This is a genomic window from Kluyvera sichuanensis (assembly GCF_014218705.1).
Classification (GTDB): Bacteria; Pseudomonadota; Gammaproteobacteria; order Enterobacterales; family Enterobacteriaceae; genus Kluyvera; species Kluyvera sichuanensis.
This window is the reverse complement of the sequence record NZ_JABBJF010000002.1, coordinates 77149-93694: the sequence shown is the minus strand read 5'-3', so window position 1 is coordinate 93694 and position 16546 is coordinate 77149. Positions and strand designations below refer to the sequence as shown.

16 protein-coding genes and 1 tRNA gene are annotated in these 16546 nt (G+C 52.9%); 12 read left to right on the top strand and 5 right to left on the bottom strand.

Translation table 11 applies throughout. The features are described from left to right. Nucleotides 1–24 precede the first annotated feature (24 nt). Nucleotides 25–858: an arylamine N-acetyltransferase family protein gene (locus tag HII27_RS02800; RefSeq protein ID WP_223883133.1), complete on the top strand. Its 834-nt coding sequence runs from the start codon at nucleotides 25–27 to the stop codon at nucleotides 856–858. A gap of 236 nt (nucleotides 859–1094) precedes the next feature. Next, nucleotides 1095–2522, top strand: coding sequence for a glycosyltransferase family 39 protein (locus HII27_RS02795; RefSeq protein ID WP_185666451.1), 1428 nt, complete (start codon nucleotides 1095–1097; stop codon nucleotides 2520–2522). 134 nt (nucleotides 2523–2656) lie between these two features. On the opposite strand, the gene HII27_RS02790 is transcribed toward HII27_RS02795, so the two are convergent. Next, nucleotides 2657–2744 (bottom strand) — tRNA-Ser (locus tag HII27_RS02790). 259 nt (nucleotides 2745–3003) lie between these two features. On the opposite strand from HII27_RS02790, the gene ghrA reads away from it, so the two are divergent. From ghrA to HII27_RS02770, 4 genes are all read left to right on the top strand, one after another. Then, nucleotides 3004–3942 carry a glyoxylate/hydroxypyruvate reductase GhrA gene (ghrA, locus tag HII27_RS02785; protein ID WP_185666450.1) on the top strand — a complete coding sequence of 313 codons (939 nt, stop codon included), beginning with the start codon at nucleotides 3004–3006 and terminating at the stop codon, nucleotides 3940–3942. Nucleotides 3943–4008: 66 nt separating this feature from the next. Further along, nucleotides 4009–4746 (top strand): phosphatase, encoded by a 738-nt coding sequence (locus HII27_RS02780; RefSeq protein ID WP_185666449.1) that lies wholly within the window; start codon nucleotides 4009–4011, stop codon nucleotides 4744–4746. Between the two features lie 19 nt (nucleotides 4747–4765). Further along, nucleotides 4766–5320, top strand: a complete 555-nt coding sequence (locus HII27_RS02775; protein ID WP_185666448.1) for a TorD/DmsD family molecular chaperone — start codon at nucleotides 4766–4768, stop codon at nucleotides 5318–5320. 96 nt (nucleotides 5321–5416) lie between these two features. After that, nucleotides 5417–5899, top strand: coding sequence for a DUF1097 domain-containing protein (locus HII27_RS02770; RefSeq protein WP_185666744.1), 483 nt, complete (start codon nucleotides 5417–5419; stop codon nucleotides 5897–5899). 73 nt (nucleotides 5900–5972) lie between these two features. Here HII27_RS02770 and csgD read toward each other — a convergent pair whose 3' ends face one another. Next, nucleotides 5973–6623: a biofilm master transcriptional regulator CsgD gene (gene csgD / locus HII27_RS02765; protein ID WP_370631763.1), complete on the bottom strand. Its 651-nt coding sequence runs from the start codon at nucleotides 6621–6623 to the stop codon at nucleotides 5973–5975. Nucleotides 6624–7637: 1014 nt separating this feature from the next. After that, nucleotides 7638–8711 carry a hypothetical protein gene (locus HII27_RS02760; RefSeq protein WP_185666446.1) on the bottom strand — a complete coding sequence of 358 codons (1074 nt, stop codon included), beginning with the start codon at nucleotides 8709–8711 and terminating at the stop codon, nucleotides 7638–7640. On the opposite strand from HII27_RS02760, the gene HII27_RS02755 reads away from it, so the two are divergent. The 3 genes from HII27_RS02755 to ymdB all read left to right on the top strand — a co-directional run bounded on the left by HII27_RS02755 (nucleotide 8692) and on the right by ymdB (nucleotide 10198). Continuing rightward, nucleotides 8692–8952 carry a hypothetical protein gene (locus HII27_RS02755; RefSeq protein WP_185666445.1) on the top strand — a complete coding sequence of 87 codons (261 nt, stop codon included), beginning with the start codon at nucleotides 8692–8694 and terminating at the stop codon, nucleotides 8950–8952. The two genes, HII27_RS02760 and HII27_RS02755, sit on opposite strands and share 20 nt — an antisense overlap. A gap of 305 nt (nucleotides 8953–9257) precedes the next feature. After that, nucleotides 9258–9569 carry a hypothetical protein gene (locus HII27_RS02750; protein ID WP_185666444.1) on the top strand — a complete coding sequence of 104 codons (312 nt, stop codon included), beginning with the start codon at nucleotides 9258–9260 and terminating at the stop codon, nucleotides 9567–9569. 71 nt (nucleotides 9570–9640) lie between these two features. Next, the gene (gene ymdB, locus HII27_RS02745; protein WP_185666443.1) at nucleotides 9641–10198 is read left to right on the top strand and encodes an O-acetyl-ADP-ribose deacetylase; all 558 of its coding nucleotides are present in this window, start codon (nucleotides 9641–9643) and stop codon (nucleotides 10196–10198) included. Here ymdB and mdoC read toward each other — a convergent pair. Beyond that, nucleotides 10195–11355: a glucans biosynthesis protein MdoC gene (mdoC, locus tag HII27_RS02740; protein WP_185666442.1), complete on the bottom strand. Its 1161-nt coding sequence runs from the start codon at nucleotides 11353–11355 to the stop codon at nucleotides 10195–10197. The genes ymdB and mdoC overlap by 4 nt on opposite strands. A gap of 254 nt (nucleotides 11356–11609) precedes the next feature. Between mdoC and mdoG the strand changes: the two genes are divergently transcribed. The 3 genes from mdoG to HII27_RS02725 all read left to right on the top strand — a co-directional run bounded on the left by mdoG (nucleotide 11610) and on the right by HII27_RS02725 (nucleotide 16080). Continuing rightward, nucleotides 11610–13163, top strand: a complete 1554-nt coding sequence (gene mdoG, locus HII27_RS02735; RefSeq protein ID WP_185666441.1) for a glucans biosynthesis protein MdoG — start codon at nucleotides 11610–11612, stop codon at nucleotides 13161–13163. Next, nucleotides 13156–15684 (top strand): glucans biosynthesis glucosyltransferase MdoH, encoded by a 2529-nt coding sequence (gene mdoH, locus HII27_RS02730; protein ID WP_185666440.1) that lies wholly within the window; start codon nucleotides 13156–13158, stop codon nucleotides 15682–15684. Before mdoG ends, mdoH begins: the two co-directional genes overlap by 8 nt. Nucleotides 15685–15858: 174 nt before the next feature. Then, nucleotides 15859–16080, top strand: coding sequence for a YceK/YidQ family lipoprotein (locus tag HII27_RS02725; RefSeq protein ID WP_191091979.1), 222 nt, complete (start codon nucleotides 15859–15861; stop codon nucleotides 16078–16080). On the opposite strand, the gene HII27_RS02720 is transcribed toward HII27_RS02725, so the two are convergent. Continuing rightward, nucleotides 16081–16455 (bottom strand): MysB family protein, encoded by a 375-nt coding sequence (locus tag HII27_RS02720; RefSeq protein WP_185666439.1) that lies wholly within the window; start codon nucleotides 16453–16455, stop codon nucleotides 16081–16083. It abuts the gene before it with no gap. Between the last annotated feature and the right edge of the window lie 91 nt (nucleotides 16456–16546).

The following is a 16546-nucleotide window of genomic DNA, read 5'->3' as shown; positions in this document are numbered from 1 at the left end:
CGGTCTGAAACACGCCGCAGGTAAATGATGAATTCACATAATGTTCCTATTGATATCCCGCCAGCGCTTGCCGAACAGGCGCTTGAAAAAATGGGTTTTCGCGCTTATCCGGCGGTTAGTGAGTCTGGGTTGGGGCAGATTTACCAGGCGTGGTGCCGTTCCGTACCGTTCGACAATATTCGTAAACGAATCCTGGTATCGCAGGGCATTCAGGGCGCCTTACCGGGCTTTACGCCGGAGGATTTCTTTTCACACTGGCTGCGCTTTGGCACCGGTGGCACCTGCTGGGCGAGCCACGGCGCGCTATATGCGTTGCTGAAAGCCGTGGGATTCCCCGTACAGTTTGGCCTGTCCACGATGCGCTCACCGCGCCCGGTAAGTGCAGACTCCCCTGGGCACGGCACGTTGTTTGTTCCTCTGGATAACACTCTTTTTATTGTCGACACCACGATGCTTCACGGCCAGCCGTTACCGTTGCAGGCCTGGCACTCCACGCATCCGGTATGGGGCACGCGGGTGCACCGTGATGAGGGATTCTGGTGTGTGAACTGGAAACCGCTGGGGCGTTCACGCATAGATTGCCAACTGCTGGAGATGGATGCTGCCGAAACGGAATACCCGCAGCGACATGAACGCAGTCGCCACAGCAGCCGCTTTGACGGCGCGCTGCTGATTCGTCTGGCGGGTCATGATTCGATTACCGGGATAGTAAAAGGTGAAAAGGTTTTCAGAGAAGCCAGAGGGAAGGAGACGTTCGAGACGTTGTCGCACCGTCAGCAAAAGGCACTGCTGGTGGAACGGTTTGGTATTGCGGAAGAGATTGCGGCACAGGTACCGGCGGATGAGGTGCCGCAGTAACCAGGACGCGGCAATGATTAAAAGAGATATTCTACGGTGTTCTGTTTGTACTATTACATCTAACAAATTGTGACTAATTATTTTGATGATATATTTTAAAATGTGTCATCCGGATAACGTTGTTATTTTTACTATTTCAGTGGGTCATAAATAAGCATCTCATTGAATCTCTGTTTATACTTTTTATGAGGGATAACTCTAAGCTCGAGAGGTTGAATATTTGTCCGGTAAAAATAATGAACTTACGATGGGTTATACTCTGGGTATCGCTGTATGCCGTACTGTGGACTATCGTCACGGTATCACTCGATCCCGCGGTGCCCTATGATGCCGTAGAGGCACTAAATTGGGCGCAAAACGCCGAATGGGGCTCGCCAAAAAATCCGTGGCTGGTCGGCCTGGTCATGCAGTCTGCACTCCATTTACCCGCGCATATTTACTGGTATGCTGCGCATTTTCTTGCCATTGCAATAGGGATGGTCGGCAGTTGGGTATTTGCACACAGGCTTACTGGCAGCAAAAAGCTGGCCTGGGTGGCATTGTTAACCCTTAATTTATCAGGGTTAATTAACTTTGATATCATCAGCTACAACGATAATTATCTGTTGGTGATGCTATGGCCGTGGATGATGTATTGCTATCTACAGGCTATTAGCCGAAGCCCGTATTGGTGGCTTGCCTTTGCTCTATTGGCCGGACTGGCAACCATGTCAAAATATTCTACGTTGATTCTGGTCGGGTCTGTTTTTCTCTCAACGCTTGTTGTGGCGGATATTCGTCGCTGTTATCGGCATATTGTCTGGTATTGTGCGTTAGCATTAGGCGTACTGTTAATTACCCCTAATATCCTGTGGCTACAGGCGCATAACTTTGCTGCGCTACATTGGGTAAATTCAGAAATGCACCCAGGGATTAATCCGGGGCTTTTTACCTGCTTAATATCCATTTTTTACCCCCTGCTGATTTCTGTCGCTATTCTCTATTTTTGTGGCGTGCGCTTACGCTGGCCAGCGTCATGGGAAGGTCGGGTGGTGCTGGGAGTCTACCTGATTCCGCTGACAGCGCTTTGCTGTTGGTTTTTCTTCTTCAACAGCGGCAGATTAACTGAATGGCTGCAGCCTTTTTTCATTCTGGCACCGGCGCTAATGATCAGCTGCGTCAACCGAACGTCCGTCATCGTTCCACGCGCCGCGTTTGTAACTTTATTCAGTGCTGCACTGCTGGTCCTTGCGGGTTACTGTGGTGTGATGTACGCCAACGTGGCTAATGCAGGGCAAAAGATGAGCGGTGTTATCCCGTTCAGCGATACGGTAAACCGCCTCTGGTTTCAACGCTACGGTACTCCGCTGAAGTATGTCGGTGGGGAGCGTCTGGCAGAATGGTTAACGTTTTACGTTCCTTCCCGGCCTAAAATCATCACCAAATGGAACAACATCACGCAGCCAAATATCTACAGTGCGGATATTCGTCGCGCGCAGTTGTTGCATGATGGTGTTGCGCTGATTGGCCGCGTAGGGGGCTCATGTTCCACGGAACATTTTGGTACGGCTCTACAGGCGTGGCCGCATATGCAAATTGATATGAAGATACCGATCGATTTTCAGACGGACCCGTCTCATGACGTTCAGACCGTTTGTATTGGCTTTGTGCGTCCGGTGGGGTGATGAGCGATTCCCGGCGGCGCTGCGCTTGGCCGGGCTACGGTTTGAATGTAGCTCGGGGTCGGCGGTATTGATGCTGGCCCTGTGCAATAGGCGAAAAAAAAGCCCGTACTTTCGTACGAGCTCTTTCTCAAATATGGCGGTGAGGCGGGGATTCGAACCCCGGATACGTTGCCGTATACACACTTTCCAGGCGTGCTCCTTCAGCCACTCGGACACCTCACCATATTGTTGTCCCGTGTTGCTGGGACGAGCGCTAATGTAGGGAAAAGGCTCCTCACCGTCAATAAACTTTTTAAAAAAATCGTGCGTTTACACAAACTTCAACCAACATGCTTCTTAAACAGACATAAATCGTATTTTTTGCGATCGCCTCCGCATTTTCCGGGACAGGCAAAAGAAATTTGTTATTCTGTTAAACCACAAAAATAATCAAAAACAGCGCCGATCCATCCCGGTAACGGTGCACTGAGCAGGAGTCATTATGGAGATCATCTTTTATCACCCCACGTTTGATACCCCTTATTGGATTGCCGAGCTAAGCAAATTGCTGCCGAATGCCCGCATTCGCGGCTGGCAGCGTGGCGATGATGCACCTGCCGACTACGCGCTGGTGTGGCATCCGCCGGTGGAAATGCTGCAAGGCCGCAGTCTTAAAGCCGTGTTCGCTCTGGGGGCTGGCGTTGACTCGATCCTCAGCAAGCTCAAGGCGCATCCGGAAATGCTGCCGGAATCTATCCCGCTCTTCCGCCTGGAAGACACCGGTATGGGCATTCAAATGCAGGAGTACGCGGTCAGCCAGGTACTACACTGGTTCCGTCGCTTTGATGACTATCAGGCGCTGCAGCGTCAGTCCAGCTGGCAGCCACTGCCGGATTACACCCACGACGAATTTGCCATCGGTATTATGGGCGCGGGCGTGCTGGGTTCAAAAGTCGCTGAGAGCCTACTGGCGTGGGGCTTCCCGGTTCGCTGCTGGAGCCGTAGCCGTAAGGAATGGCCGCAGGTGACGAGCTTTGCCGGGGAAGCCGAGCTGAATGCCTTTTTACAAGGGACGCGGGTGCTGATTAATCTGCTGCCTAACACTGCGGAAACGGTGGGGATTATTAACCGTCAGAATCTGTCCCAACTCCCGGATAATAGCTATGTGCTGAACCTGGCGCGCGGCGTTCACGTTGTGGAAGACGATCTGCTGGCAGCACTCGACAGTGGCAAGCTGAAGGCGGCAATGCTGGACGTCTTTAGCCGTGAGCCGCTGCCGCAGGAAAGCCCGCTCTGGCAGCATCCGCGCGTAACGATGACGCCTCATGTTGCCGCCGTGACTCGCCCTAAAGAGGCGATTGCCTATATTGCCCGGACTATCACGCAGCTTGAGCGCGGTGAACAGCCAAGCGGGCAGGTCGATCGCGTGCGCGGCTATTGATGTCCCTGGCTAATAAACATGAGGGTTTCCTGCTATCCTTGGCTTACCACGAGAAAGGAGAATGTGATGTATCCTGTTGACCTACATATGCACACCGTTGCCAGCACGCATGCCTACAGTACGCTGCACGACTATATCGCCGAGGCGAAGCGCAAGGGAATTAAACTCTTCGCCATCACCGATCACGGCCCGGATATGGCCGATGCCCCGCACTACTGGCACTTCGTGAACATGCGCATCTGGCCGCGTATTGTTGATGGGGTCGGGATCCTGCGCGGTATCGAGTCGAATATCAAAAACACCGCGGGCGAGATTGACTGCTCTGGGCCGATGCTGACATCGCTCGATTTTATCATTGCCGGTTTTCATGAGCCGGTTTTTGCGCCGCAGGATAAGGCGACGCATACCGAGGCGATGATTGCGGCAATGGCCAGCGGCCACGTTCATATGATTAGTCACCCGGGTAACCCGAAATTCCCGGTTGATATTCCGGCTATCGCAGCAGCAGCAGCGAAGTATCATGTGGCGCTGGAAATTAATAACTCTTCCTTTGTGAGTTCGCGCATCGGCAGTGAGAGCAGCTGCCGCGCTATTGCTGCAGCCGTGCGCGATGCGGGGGGCTGGCTGGCGCTGGGCTCTGATTCACACACCGCCTTTACGCTGGGTGAATTTACCGAATGCCAGAAGATCCTTGACGCCGTGGAGTTCCCGCAGGATAGGATCCTTAACGTCACCCCACGACGTTTCCTGAATTTCCTTGAATCGCGCGGTATGCCGCCGATTCCTGAATTTGCTGAATTTTAATGACTGAATGGATTAACCAATGAACGAGTTTTCAATCATCTGCCGCGTGCTTGGCTCGCTGTACTATCGTCAACCGCAGGACCCACTGCTGGTGCCGCTGTTTACCGTGATTCGCGACGGTAAACTGGCCGCGGACTGGCCACTGGAGCAGAATGAACTGCTGGCTCGTCTGCAAAAAAGCTGTGATATCCAGCAGATTGCCGCTGACTATAATGCGCTGTTCGTGGGTGATGACTGCAGCGTTTCACCGTGCCGTAGCGCGTGGGTAGAAGGGGCGACGGAGGCGGAAGTTCGCACTTTTCTGACCGAATGGGGAATGCCGTTAGGGGACAGCCCAGCTGACCAGATCGGTACGTTGCTGCTGGCAGCTTCCTGGCTGGAAGACAAAGCGGAAGATGACGATACCGAAGCACTGGAAACCTTGTTCGGTGAGTTTATTCTGCCGTGGTTTGAAAGTTTCCTTGGCAAGGTTGAAGCCCACGCCACCACTGCGTTCTGGCGTACGATGGCACCGCTAACGCGTGAAGCCATTGCTGCGATGTGGGACGAACTGCAGGAAAGTGAAGAAGAGTGATTTAAATCACATATTCTATGCAACTGAAATAAAGATCATGAGCAATCTGTGCTCATGATCTCATCAAAAAGCCAGGCATCTGCTAAGATGCTCGCCATGAACGTTATCTTCGCTATTGCAATCACAACAGGCATTCTCTCCGGTCTTTGGGGATGGGTTGCCGTGTCTCTGGGTTTACTAAGCTGGGCCGGATTCTTAGGCTGTACGGCTTATTTCGCCTGCCCGCATGATGGGCTGAAAGCGTTGGCTATTTCTGCCTGTACGACAATGAGCGGTGTCATCTGGGCACTGGTTATTATCTATGGCAGCGCGCTGGCTCCCCATCTGGAAATTTTGGGTTACGTCGTGACGGGTATTGTCGCGTTCCTGATGTGTATCCAGGCGAAGCAGCTGCTGCTCTCGTTTGTCCCGGGTACTTTTATTGGTGCCTGTGCCACTTTTGCGGGGCAGGGGAACTGGCGTCTGGTCGTTTCGTCGCTGGCAGTGGGGTTGATCTTCGGCTATGCGATGAAAAACAGCGGGCTGTGGCTGGCGAATCGTAAAGCGAAAGCGGAACCGTCGAACGAATCGGCGCTGTAGTAGACCTATTACATGTGAAAAGCGGCGGCAGGGGAAAATCCTGTCGCCGCTTTTTTATTGCTGTGGTAGTGCATTAGTTCTTAAAATTATCGTTCGCCCAGGATACGGCCTGGGTACGGTTCTTGACCGAGATCTTTTTAAATAGATGATATAGATGTGTTTTCACCGTGCTTTCGCTAATAAATAGCGACTGCGCAATTTCGATGTTAGAAGCGCCAATGCGCAGTTTGTTCAGGATCTCTTTCTCCCGGAATGTCAGGATCGTACTCTCCTGATTATCGTAACGATAATTACCGGAATGCATAATCAGGTAGCTCGCGAGCTTACGTGAAAAGTAGCATTCTCCCTCCATCACTTTCTGTAACCCTTTGACCAGAAAGTGTTCTTCATCATGCGCATAAAAGATGCCGTTAATATGCGGCCAGCTTTCAATCTCCTGATAAGCATAATCTTCAGGGGTATTGAAAAGTAAGAGCTTTATACCGCTATTAATTTTACAGAGTTCTTCCTGCCAGGCCTTGACCAGCTTTTTATCGATTTCGATCATGTCAAAAAGCACGATACCATCCGATAAATTATCCAGGCTAACCATGTGAATATTAATGATTTTACTATTCATCCTTAACGTCTTTTTCAGGCTCTGAGAAAGGGCACAGGACTGAAGTGACGGCCTGGTGATGAGTGAAAGAGTCTGGTTCGTTAACGTGAGCTCTTTTTGCATGATGAGACCCCTAATTTTTTTACAGCAGGCAAAATTATAAAGGTATCTTGTTAAGCATTACTGAAATGTGGCTGCTGTTTTGACAAATGTTAAGAATTAATAATTAAAAGACATGTCTGCTTAATTTAAAATTTAGACGCTACCAATTCTAAAGCAAGAAATAATCGTGAAACAAGATGTAAAAATAAATTGCAAAATGTAAATAAAGCATGTTTCTTAAGCTTTTAACATCATATCTTAATGATCATACATAATCTCTCTTTTTGTTTTTAATTTTATGTTATCTAAGGTTTTTATGTCTTATTGAAATTGTCTATCAGCCTTCTCTTATCCATTTTGTATGATGAATTTGCATGATATTTGTCGTTTTTAACACTTTCGTTGTGCCCACGATTTTTTAACGCTTTGTTTTCTGGTTAAGTTATCCGAATGCAGGTGATAGTGAGCTGTTAATACTAAAGGTTGATACTGTGAAAATTAAATCAAACTTTATTATGAGATCCTCATGCTTATCAAATATGCATACTCATCCATATAGCATCGAGACCAGCATTAAATCGATGTAAGAACTTTACATATTTCTATGACGATACCATTGATATGGTGAGGCGGTATATCTTCACGATATTTTATAGAACGACACATCCCGACTAAATGCAGAATAACGAAGCCGCAAGTAATTGTGATAATTACTCATGGTTCTGACACTGACATTTATTAGTAGACACAATCTTATTGATTGCTGTGGATGGCTGTTTGTTTTATTCGCCCACGTGTCATTTGCTTTTTATTATGTTTGTAACCTCTTGAATAATTGATCATTCAGCTTCTTGAATGTCGATTTCTATCGCCTGGAAAATTTGTAATTTGTGAACGGGTGTCGTGATGAATACCGACCTGAATTTATTGATTAGCGAGCGATCGGTTATTACGGCAATAGCACACAGCAACTAATAACGCGTGAAAGGGCTTATCATGAAAATGAAGCAAATCGCCATAATAGTGGCGCTCACCGTTTTATACCCGGCAACCACAATATATGCCGTAGCGGCGAATGGTAACGGCGGTGGTAATAGCGGTCAGAGCGGTAACGGCAACGGTAACAACGGCAATGGAAATGGCAATGGAGGTGGTGGCAACGGAAGCGGGAATAATGGTAACGGGAACGCGAATGGCAACGGTGGCGGCGGCGATAACGGCGGCGGTCACGGCGGCGGAAGTGGCAACGGAGGCGGTAACGGCGGTGGCAACGGCGGTGGCAACGGCGGCGGCAACGGAGGCGGTAACGGCGGTGGCAACGGAGGCGGCAACGGAGGCGGTAACGGCGGTGGCAACGGCGGCGGCAACGGAGGCGGCAACGGAGGCGGTAACGGCGGTGGCAACGGAGGCGGCAATGGAGGCGGCAACGGCGGCGGTGATGGAGGCGGTAACGGAGGCGGTAACGGAGGCGGCAACGGCGGCGGTAACGGAGGCGGCAATGGAGGCGGCAACGGCGGTGGCAATGGAGGCGGCAATGGAGGCGGTAACGGCGGTGGCAATGGAGGCGGTCACGGTGGCGGCATTGGCGGCGGTGTCGGTGGTGGTATTGGCGGCGGCAATGGAGGCGGTCACGGTGGCGGCATTGGCGGCGGTGTCGGTGGTGGTATTGGCGGCGGCAACGGCGGCGGTCACGGTGGTGGCATAGGCGGCGGTGTCGGTGGCGGTATTGGCGGCGGTCACGGTGGTGGCATAGGCGGCGGTGTCGGTGGCGGTATTGGCGGCGGTCACGGTGGTGGCATGGGCGGCGGCATCGGCGGCGGTCACGGTGGTGGCATAGGCGGCGGTAACGGCGGTGGCCACGGTGGTGGCATGGGCGGCGACAACGGCGGCGGTCACGGTGGTGGCATGGGCGGCGGTAACGGCGGCGGTCACGGTGGTGGCATGGGCGGCGGTAACGGCGGCGGTCACGGTGGTGGCATGGGCGGCGGTAACGGCGGCGGCCACGGCGGCGGCCACGGTGGTGGCATGGGCGGCGGTCACGGTGGTGGCATGGGCGGCGGTAACGGCGGCGGTGAAGGTGGCGGACACGGTGGTGGCCACGGTCACGGGCATGGAGGCGGTCACGGCGGTGGCAACGGAGGCGGTAATGGCGGTGGCAATGGAGGCGGTAATGGCGGTGGCAATGGAGGCGGTAATGGCGGTGGCAACGGAGGCGGTAATGGCGGTGGCAACGGAGGCGGTAACGGCGGTGGCAACGGAGGCGGCAACGGCGGTGGCAATGGCGGCGGCAATGGAGGCGGTCAGACAAGCGGAAGTCCTGGCGCAACGACAGGTTCATCGGATAGCTTTGTGAGCCTGAGTTCGACAGTAACGCCTTGTAACCAACCGGGTCCATACGGTTGTAATTACCGTTAACGAAATATTTATGGGGCCGCAACGTTATCCGTTGCGGCCTTTTTTATGTTTCTTTTCCACTCTAAGAGTGTTGGATAGCTGATAGTATTATTTCTAAACATACAAAATATCTATATAAAAGATGCTTGAAATCAACGAGTAAGGACACTAATGTTAGTGTAATGTTTACAAAATGTGTATTCGGCGCGGATTTCAGATCAGGAAGTATTGATTCACGGACGATCTTGAATGAGGGGCGTTGTCATGCAAACATTCGGTCACTATTTCAGCCTATCTCTTCCGCTGCTGACTCTGTTGTGCAGCGTTCAATCACATGCTGCGTCTGACGGCATCATCCATTTCACTGGACAAATTGTCGAGTCACCTTGTGATTATCAGGCCAATGCTCGGCAGGTCAGCGTAAGCTGTTTTGAAGAGGGAACGCCGCGCGTAGAGACAATAAATGTCAAAGATTTATTTCAAGGACGTAAAGTGACCAATGCGAAAACAACCGCCAGCTTACGTTGGGTGAACCCTGAAAAAAATCTGGCAATATTGACAGTAGAGTATCAATAGCCTGAAACGAAGTTGCGGTCAGCGTTGTCTATGGTAGACAATATTTTCGTCTTAGTCAGAGGATAGTTAGCATGACCGTACGAATTCAGGTGCAGCAAGGAGATATTACCCACCTCGAGGTGGATGTTATCGTCAATGCCGCCAATCCCTCATTAATGGGCGGTGGTGGCGTAGATGGTGCAATCCATCGTGCGGCGGGTCCAACGTTGCAGGAAGCCTGTGCGGTTGTCCGTCAGCAGCAGGGAACCTGTCCACCAGGGCATGCGGTGATCACCCACGCGGGAAATCTGAAGGCAAAAGCAGTGATTCATACCGTAGGGCCGGTCTGGCAGGGTGGGGGAGAACACGAAGCCTCATTGTTACAAGAGGCTTACCGCAATAGCCTTCAGCTGGCGCTGGATAACGGTTATCGCACTATCGCTTTCCCGGCTATCTCAACGGGAGCCTACGGATATCCAGCAGACGCGGCGGCTGACATTGCCGTCAGTACGGTGGCGGCATTTCTGACCCGTCGCAGCCTGCCGGAAATTGTCTATTTTGTCTGTTTTGATGCAGCAACAACACATTTGTATCAGCACTTACTCAGCCAGACCCGGATCCCAGGCCTGGCTAATGACGCCAACACTTAATGACTGGCCACCTGTGCTTTCGTTGCCTTTTGCTGCGACTTCCCGGAAAAGAGGAAACGCAGCAAGGGGATACGCAGGTGGATCTCGTAGAGAATTAACGCGCAACCCACCACGAAAATCAGGCCGGTCAGGAAGCCCAACGTATTTGAGCTAATGGTCGGCATGATCCAGGCACCAAAGAACAGCGTCAGTGGGTGGTGCACCAGGTAGATAAATAAAGAAGCATTGACGAAATAGGTCACGCGGGCGGACTGGAAGTTCAGCATACGATGCCCGAACGAGAACACCACGTTGACCATCCATACCCCCAGCACCATCGTAATCACGTATTCCGTTTCATACATCCATGCATCACCTGAGCCAAAGTGCTGGTTCAGGCGGTAGGCAATAAACCCGAATAGCGCCGCGACGATGCACCATGGGGATGGGGTAGTAAACAGCGTTTTCAGCTTCGGATGAATAAAGGCCAGTGCGCCAAGAATAAAGAAAGGCACATAAAACAGCGTCTGCATGACCACAAAGTTGAATAGCCCGTCGCTGAGTACCGGCGGGTAAAGCAGGAAGATAGTCCGGCGAATGGCGGCATAAACGATCCCCAATGCTAAAAACATCAGAGTCAGCTTCGCCATCGACATATGATCAAACAGGTCTTCACGCCGGCGAATCTGCCGTCGGCGCATCAGGCGGAACGCCAGAATGCCGAGGGATGTCAGCACCACCAGAACTAATAGGAACCATAGATGCGACACCAGTTCCCACGCCAACGTATTATATTTGTCGTAGAAAGAGAGCGTATGCCAGCTTTCCGTCTTACCCTTAACGTACTGCAGCATTAGAAATTGCGGTAACGTCAGAAGAGGGATGGCGGTAAGCATCGGAATACCGACGCGCTCCACGCGCACTTTCCACCATTTTTTGATCGGATAACGCAAATACAGCATATAGGAAAAGTAGCCGGAGATAACAAAGAACACCTGCATGCGAAAAGCATGAACAAAATCATTGAATAACGTCAACCACCAGGAGGGGGTAGCGCTGTTCATATGCCAGGTGTGGCTGGAGTAGAGTAGGGAGATGTGAAAGGGTATCCCCAGGAGCATCAGCCAGGCTCGAATGGAGTCGAGGAAATATTCACGCTGTGCGGGTTTGTTATTCATAGGGTTAGGTACGATTCTCAGACTAATCGCCTTACCGGATAAGACGATAAAGTTTACATTCGTTGGCAACCCTACACTAACTCTGGTTACCTGTCTCCAGGATAAGCACTCAAAGTGCAAGCAGCGGTTAACAGTTGTTTACTCCATAAGCCACTGCGCTGAAGAATACGGGGATTATGTTGTCGGATTGCTTGAATTTCCAGTAAAATGGATCGGATCGATTTAAGCACACAAAGGGGGAAGTGCTTAGTTATATGAAACATAAACCACAGATGATGAAACTGCGCTGGTTAGGCGCAGCCGTAATGTTGTCCCTGTGTACTTCATCTGCATGGGCATTCACTATTGATGACGTTGCAAAGCAGGCAAAATCGCTGGCTGATAAGAGCTATGAAGCACCAAAAAGCAACCTGCCTTCCGTCTTCCGCGATATGAAATATGCGGACTACCAGCAAATCCAGTTTAACCACGATAAGGCGTACTGGAATAAGATAAAGACCCCATTCAAACTCGAGTTCTACCATCAGGGTATGTACTTCGACACGCCGGTGACCATTAACGAAGTTACGGCGACTTCCGTGCGTAAAATTAAGTACAGCCCGGATTACTTCACGTTCGGTGACGTTCAGCATGACAAAGACACCGTGAAGGATCTGGGTTTCGCTGGTTTTAAAGTGCTGTACCCAATTAACAGCAAAGATAAAAACGACGAAATCGTCAGCATGCTGGGTGCCAGCTATTTCCGTGTTCTGGGGCAGGGTCAGGTTTATGGTCTGTCCGCCCGTGGTCTGGCTATCGATACCGCATTGCCGTCCGGTGAAGAGTTCCCTCGCTTCCGTGAATACTGGATTGAGCGTCCAAAAGCCACTGACAAACGTTTGACTATCTATGCGCTGCTGGATTCTCCACGTGCGACCGGAGCCTATCGCTTCATTATTATGCCTGGCCGCGACACCGTCGTTGACGTGCAGACCAAAATTTACCTGCGCGATAAGGTCGGCAAGCTCGGCGTGGCGCCGTTGACCAGTATGTTCCTGTTCGGGCCTAACCAGCCTTCTGCGGCGACCAACTATCGTCCGGAGCTGCATGACTCCAACGGTCTGTCTATCCACGCCGGTAATGACGAGTGGATCTGGCGTCCGCTTAACAATCCTAAGCACCTTGCCGTCAGCAGCTTCGCGACCGAAAACCCGCAGGGCTTTGGTCTGCTGCAGCGTGGCCGCCAGTTCTCTCACTTTGAGGATCTGGACGACCGCTACGATCTGCGCCCAAGCGCGTGGATCACGCCGAAAGGTGACTGGGGTAAAGGGACCGTTGAGCTGGTTGAAATCCCGACCAACGACGAAACCAACGATAACATCGTCGCTTACTGGACGCCGGACAAGCTGCCGGAAGCTGGTAAAGAGATGAACTACAAGTACACCATCACCTTTACCCGTGACGAAGAGAAACTGCACCCGACCGATAACGCGTACGTGATGCAGACTCGCCGCTCTACCGGTGATGTGAAGCAGTCCAACCTGATTCGTCAGCCGGACGGCACGCTGGCCTTCGTGGTTGATTTTACCGGCGCAGATATGCGCAAGATGCCGCAGGATACGCCAGTTACGGCGCAAACCAGCATTGGCGACAACGGTGAAATCGTCGAAAACAGCGTACGTTACAACCCGGTAACGAAAGGCTGGCGTCTGATGCTGCGCGTGAAGGTGAAAGATCCGAAGAAAACCACTGAAATGCGCGCTGCGCTGGTCAACGCTGACCAGACGCTGAGTGAAACCTGGAGCTATCAGCTGCCTGCAAATGAATAACACAACGAAGTATATCGACGCATTGTCGCTTACGGATGCAGAAAAAGCGGCGCTCCCGAACAGTTCCCTTCGTGCCGTGCACGAAGCGCTGGACGATGAGCACCAGGCATTTGCCCGTGATGATGACACGCCGCTGGCCTCGGTCAAGGCGCGTCTTGAAGAGAGCTGGCCAGATTCTCTGGGCGGCGATCAGCTCATCAAAGACGATGAAGGGCGCACCCAGCTGCAGGCCATGCCGAAGGCGACGCGCTCCTCAATGTTCCCGGATCCGTGGCGTACCAACCCGGTAGGTCGCTTCTGGGATCGTCTGCGTGGCCGTGACGTCACGCCGCGCTATCTGTCTCGTCTGACGAAAGAAGAGCAGGAGCGCGAACAGAAATGGCGTATGGTGGGCTCGCTTCGCCGCTATACCCTGCTGATTCTGACGATTGCGCAGACCGTCGTGGCGACCTGGTACATGAAGACCATTCTGCCGTATCAGGGCTGGGCGCTGATCAACCCGGCGGATATGGTCGGGCAGAACCTGTGGGTCTCCTTTATGCAGCTGCTGCCGTACCTGCTGCAAACCGGGATCCTGATTCTGTTTGCCGTGCTCTTCTGTTGGGTCTCCGCCGGTTTCTGGACGGCCTTAATGGGCTTCCTGCAACTGCTGATTGGCCGCGACAAATACAGCATTTCGGCCTCGACGGTCGGCGATGAGCCGCTGAACCCGGAGCACCGGACGGCGCTCATTATGCCTATCTGTAACGAAGACGTGTCTCGCGTATTCGCCGGTCTGCGTGCCACCTGGGAATCGGTGAAAGCCACCGGCCAACAGAAGCACTTTGACGTCTACATCTTGAGCGACAGCTACAACCCGGATATCTGCGTAGCAGAGCAAAAAGCCTGGATGGAACTGATTGCCGAGGTACAGGGCGAAGGGCAGATCTTCTACCGTCGTCGTCGTCGTCGTATGAAGCGTAAAAGCGGTAACATCGATGACTTCTGCCGTCGTTGGGGTAATCAGTACAGCTACATGGTCGTACTGGATGCCGACTCCGTGATGTCCGGCGACTGCCTGACCAACCTGGTGCGACTGATGGAAGCGAACCCGAATGCGGGTATCATCCAGTCTTCCCCACGCGCTTCCGGGATGGACACGCTGTACGCACGCTGCCAGCAGTTTGCCACACGCGTTTACGGGCCGCTGTTTACCGCGGGGCTGCACTTCTGGCAGTTGGGTGAATCCCACTACTGGGGTCACAACGCTATTATCCGCGTGAAGCCGTTTATTGAGCACTGTGCGCTGGCGCCGCTGCCGGGCGAAGGTAACTTTGCCGGTTCGATCCTGTCGCACGACTTCGTGGAAGCGGCGCTGATGCGTCGTGCAGGGTGGGGCGTCTGGATTGCCTACGACCTGCCGGGCTCTTATGAAGAGCTGCCGCCGAACCTGCTGGATGAACTTAAGCGTGACCGTCGCTGGTGTCAGGGTAACCTGATGAACTTCCGCCTGTTCCTGGTGAAAGGGATGCACCCTGTTCACCGTGCCGTGTTCCTGACCGGCGTCATGTCCTACCTCTCCGCGCCGCTGTGGTTTATGTTCCTGGCTCTGTCGACCGCACTGCAGGTGGTACACGCATTGACCGAGCCGCAGTACTTCCTGCAGCCGCGTCAGCTGTTCCCGGTCTGGCCACAGTGGCGACCTGAGCTCGCGATTGCGTTGTTCGCCTCGACGATGGTGCTGCTGTTCCTGCCGAAACTGCTGAGCATCATTCTGGTGTGGTGCAAAGGGTCGAAAGAGTACGGCGGTTTTGTTCGCGTAACGCTCTCCCTGCTGCTGGAAGTACTGTTCTCCGTACTGCTGGCACCGGTTCGCATGCTGTTCCACACCGTTTTCGTGGTCAGTGCGTTCCTGGGCTGGGAAGTGGTATGGAACTCGCCGCAGCGTGACGATGACTCCACGCCGTGGAGCGAAGCCTTTATGCGCCATGGTTCTCAGCTGCTGTTGGGTCTGGTGTGGGCGGTCGGTATGGCATGGCTGGATCTGCGCTTCCTGTTCTGGCTGGCGCCGATCGTCTTCTCGCTGATCCTGTCACCGTTCGTTTCGGTGGTCTCCAGCCGCTCAACTAACGGCCTGCGCACCAAGCGCTGGAAGCTGTTCCTGATCCCGGAAGAGTACAACACGCCGAAGGTGCTGGCCGATACCGAAACGTATCTGGAGCAGAACCGCGCTCGCGTGCTGGACGATGGCTTTATGCATGCGGTATTTAACCCATCGTTGAATGCTCTGGCAACGGCAATGGCTACCGCGCGTCACCGTGCGAGCCACGTGCTGGAGATTGCCCGCGATCGTCACGTCGAGCAGGCGCTGAACGAAACGCCGGACAAACTTAACCGCGATCGTCGTCTGGTGCTGTTGAGCGACCCGGTCACGCTGTCTCGTTTGCATTACCGTGTTTGGGCCGCACCGGAGAAATATTCTTCGTGGGTGGCTGAATACGATAAGCTGCAGCTAAATCCGCTGGCGCTGAAAACCAAATAGTGGAGTGCTTCCCCGGCGGCGCTTCGCTTGGTCGGGCTACGTAACCTGTAGCCCGGACGAGGTGCGAAGCACCGACTCCGGGGAAATTCCAGCACCAATATTTGCCGTAAGGAAATACCGGCCATCAAGCCGGTATTTTTTTGTCTGTTTAATGAGGTAAACGACGTGATAAGAATGATACTGGTCGCCGCCATGGCGATAATGCTTACCGGATGCGGCAGCATTATCAGCCGGACGATCCCGGGCCAGGGCCACGGGAATCAGTACTATTCGGGTGTGAAGTGGGATCTACGCGACTCTGCCTGGCGCTACGTCACCATTCTCGACCTGCCGTTCTCGCTGGTCTTCGACACGCTGCTGCTGCCGATTGACGCAAGCCATGGTCCTTACGAATAATTAACGCTCGTCCCACTCATCGGCGGCAGTCTGGCCCTCTTCGGTATCCTGCGAGGGCTCAAGCTGATACTCGCCTTCATCCCATTCGTGCAGCGTATTTTCTTCCAGCCATTCCTGACGTAACTCAATCTCGTCAAAATCACCGTCAAACACGCTTTGTGCCGCCTCACCGCTGAGCATCGGCACACACTCGCCTTCTTCATCTTCTTCGGCGAAGAACTCGGCCTGCCACATGATGTCACCATCCTGTAGTATGTACTTTTGCATATTGAACTGCTCTACGTCCGCTTCATCTTCCTCAAGTCCGGGGTTATCGGCGAGGAACGTTTCACGTGCCGCATCAATAGCTTCTTCGAGCGTGGCGTATAAAGTCATCTCAACTCCCTGCAATGTGGTGAGGTATTCAGGGAAATAATAGCTTAACTTTTGAGTTGTACACGTCCGGCGATTTGATTTAACGCAAACC

Bases quoted from the DNA above. Each gene is read 5' to 3' on its own strand.
- HII27_RS02800 (WP_223883133.1), top strand. From the start codon at position 25: ATGATGAATTCACATAATGTTCCTATTGATATCCCGCCAGCGCTTGCC.
- HII27_RS02780 (WP_185666449.1), top strand. From the start codon at position 4,009: ATGTATCCTGTTGACCTACATATGCACACCGTTGCCAGCACGCATGCC.
- mdoH (WP_185666440.1), top strand. From the start codon at position 13,156: ATGAATAACACAACGAAGTATATCGACGCATTGTCGCTTACGGATGCA.
- HII27_RS02750 (WP_185666444.1), top strand. From the start codon at position 9,258: ATGCAAACATTCGGTCACTATTTCAGCCTATCTCTTCCGCTGCTGACT.
- HII27_RS02725 (WP_191091979.1), top strand. From the start codon at position 15,859: ATGATACTGGTCGCCGCCATGGCGATAATGCTTACCGGATGCGGCAGC.
- HII27_RS02795 (WP_185666451.1), top strand. From the start codon at position 1,095: ATGAACTTACGATGGGTTATACTCTGGGTATCGCTGTATGCCGTACTG.
- HII27_RS02760 (WP_185666446.1), bottom strand. From the start codon at position 8,711: ATGCCCGTGACCGTGGCCACCACCGTGTCCGCCACCTTCACCGCCGCC.
- ghrA (WP_185666450.1), top strand. From the start codon at position 3,004: ATGGAGATCATCTTTTATCACCCCACGTTTGATACCCCTTATTGGATT.
- HII27_RS02770 (WP_185666744.1), top strand. From the start codon at position 5,417: ATGAACGTTATCTTCGCTATTGCAATCACAACAGGCATTCTCTCCGGT.
- HII27_RS02720 (WP_185666439.1), bottom strand. From the start codon at position 16,455: ATGACTTTATACGCCACGCTCGAAGAAGCTATTGATGCGGCACGTGAA.
- mdoC (WP_185666442.1), bottom strand. From the start codon at position 11,355: ATGAATAACAAACCCGCACAGCGTGAATATTTCCTCGACTCCATTCGA.
- HII27_RS02775 (WP_185666448.1), top strand. From the start codon at position 4,766: ATGAACGAGTTTTCAATCATCTGCCGCGTGCTTGGCTCGCTGTACTAT.
- mdoG (WP_185666441.1), top strand. From the start codon at position 11,610: ATGAAACATAAACCACAGATGATGAAACTGCGCTGGTTAGGCGCAGCC.
- ymdB (WP_185666443.1), top strand. From the start codon at position 9,641: ATGACCGTACGAATTCAGGTGCAGCAAGGAGATATTACCCACCTCGAG.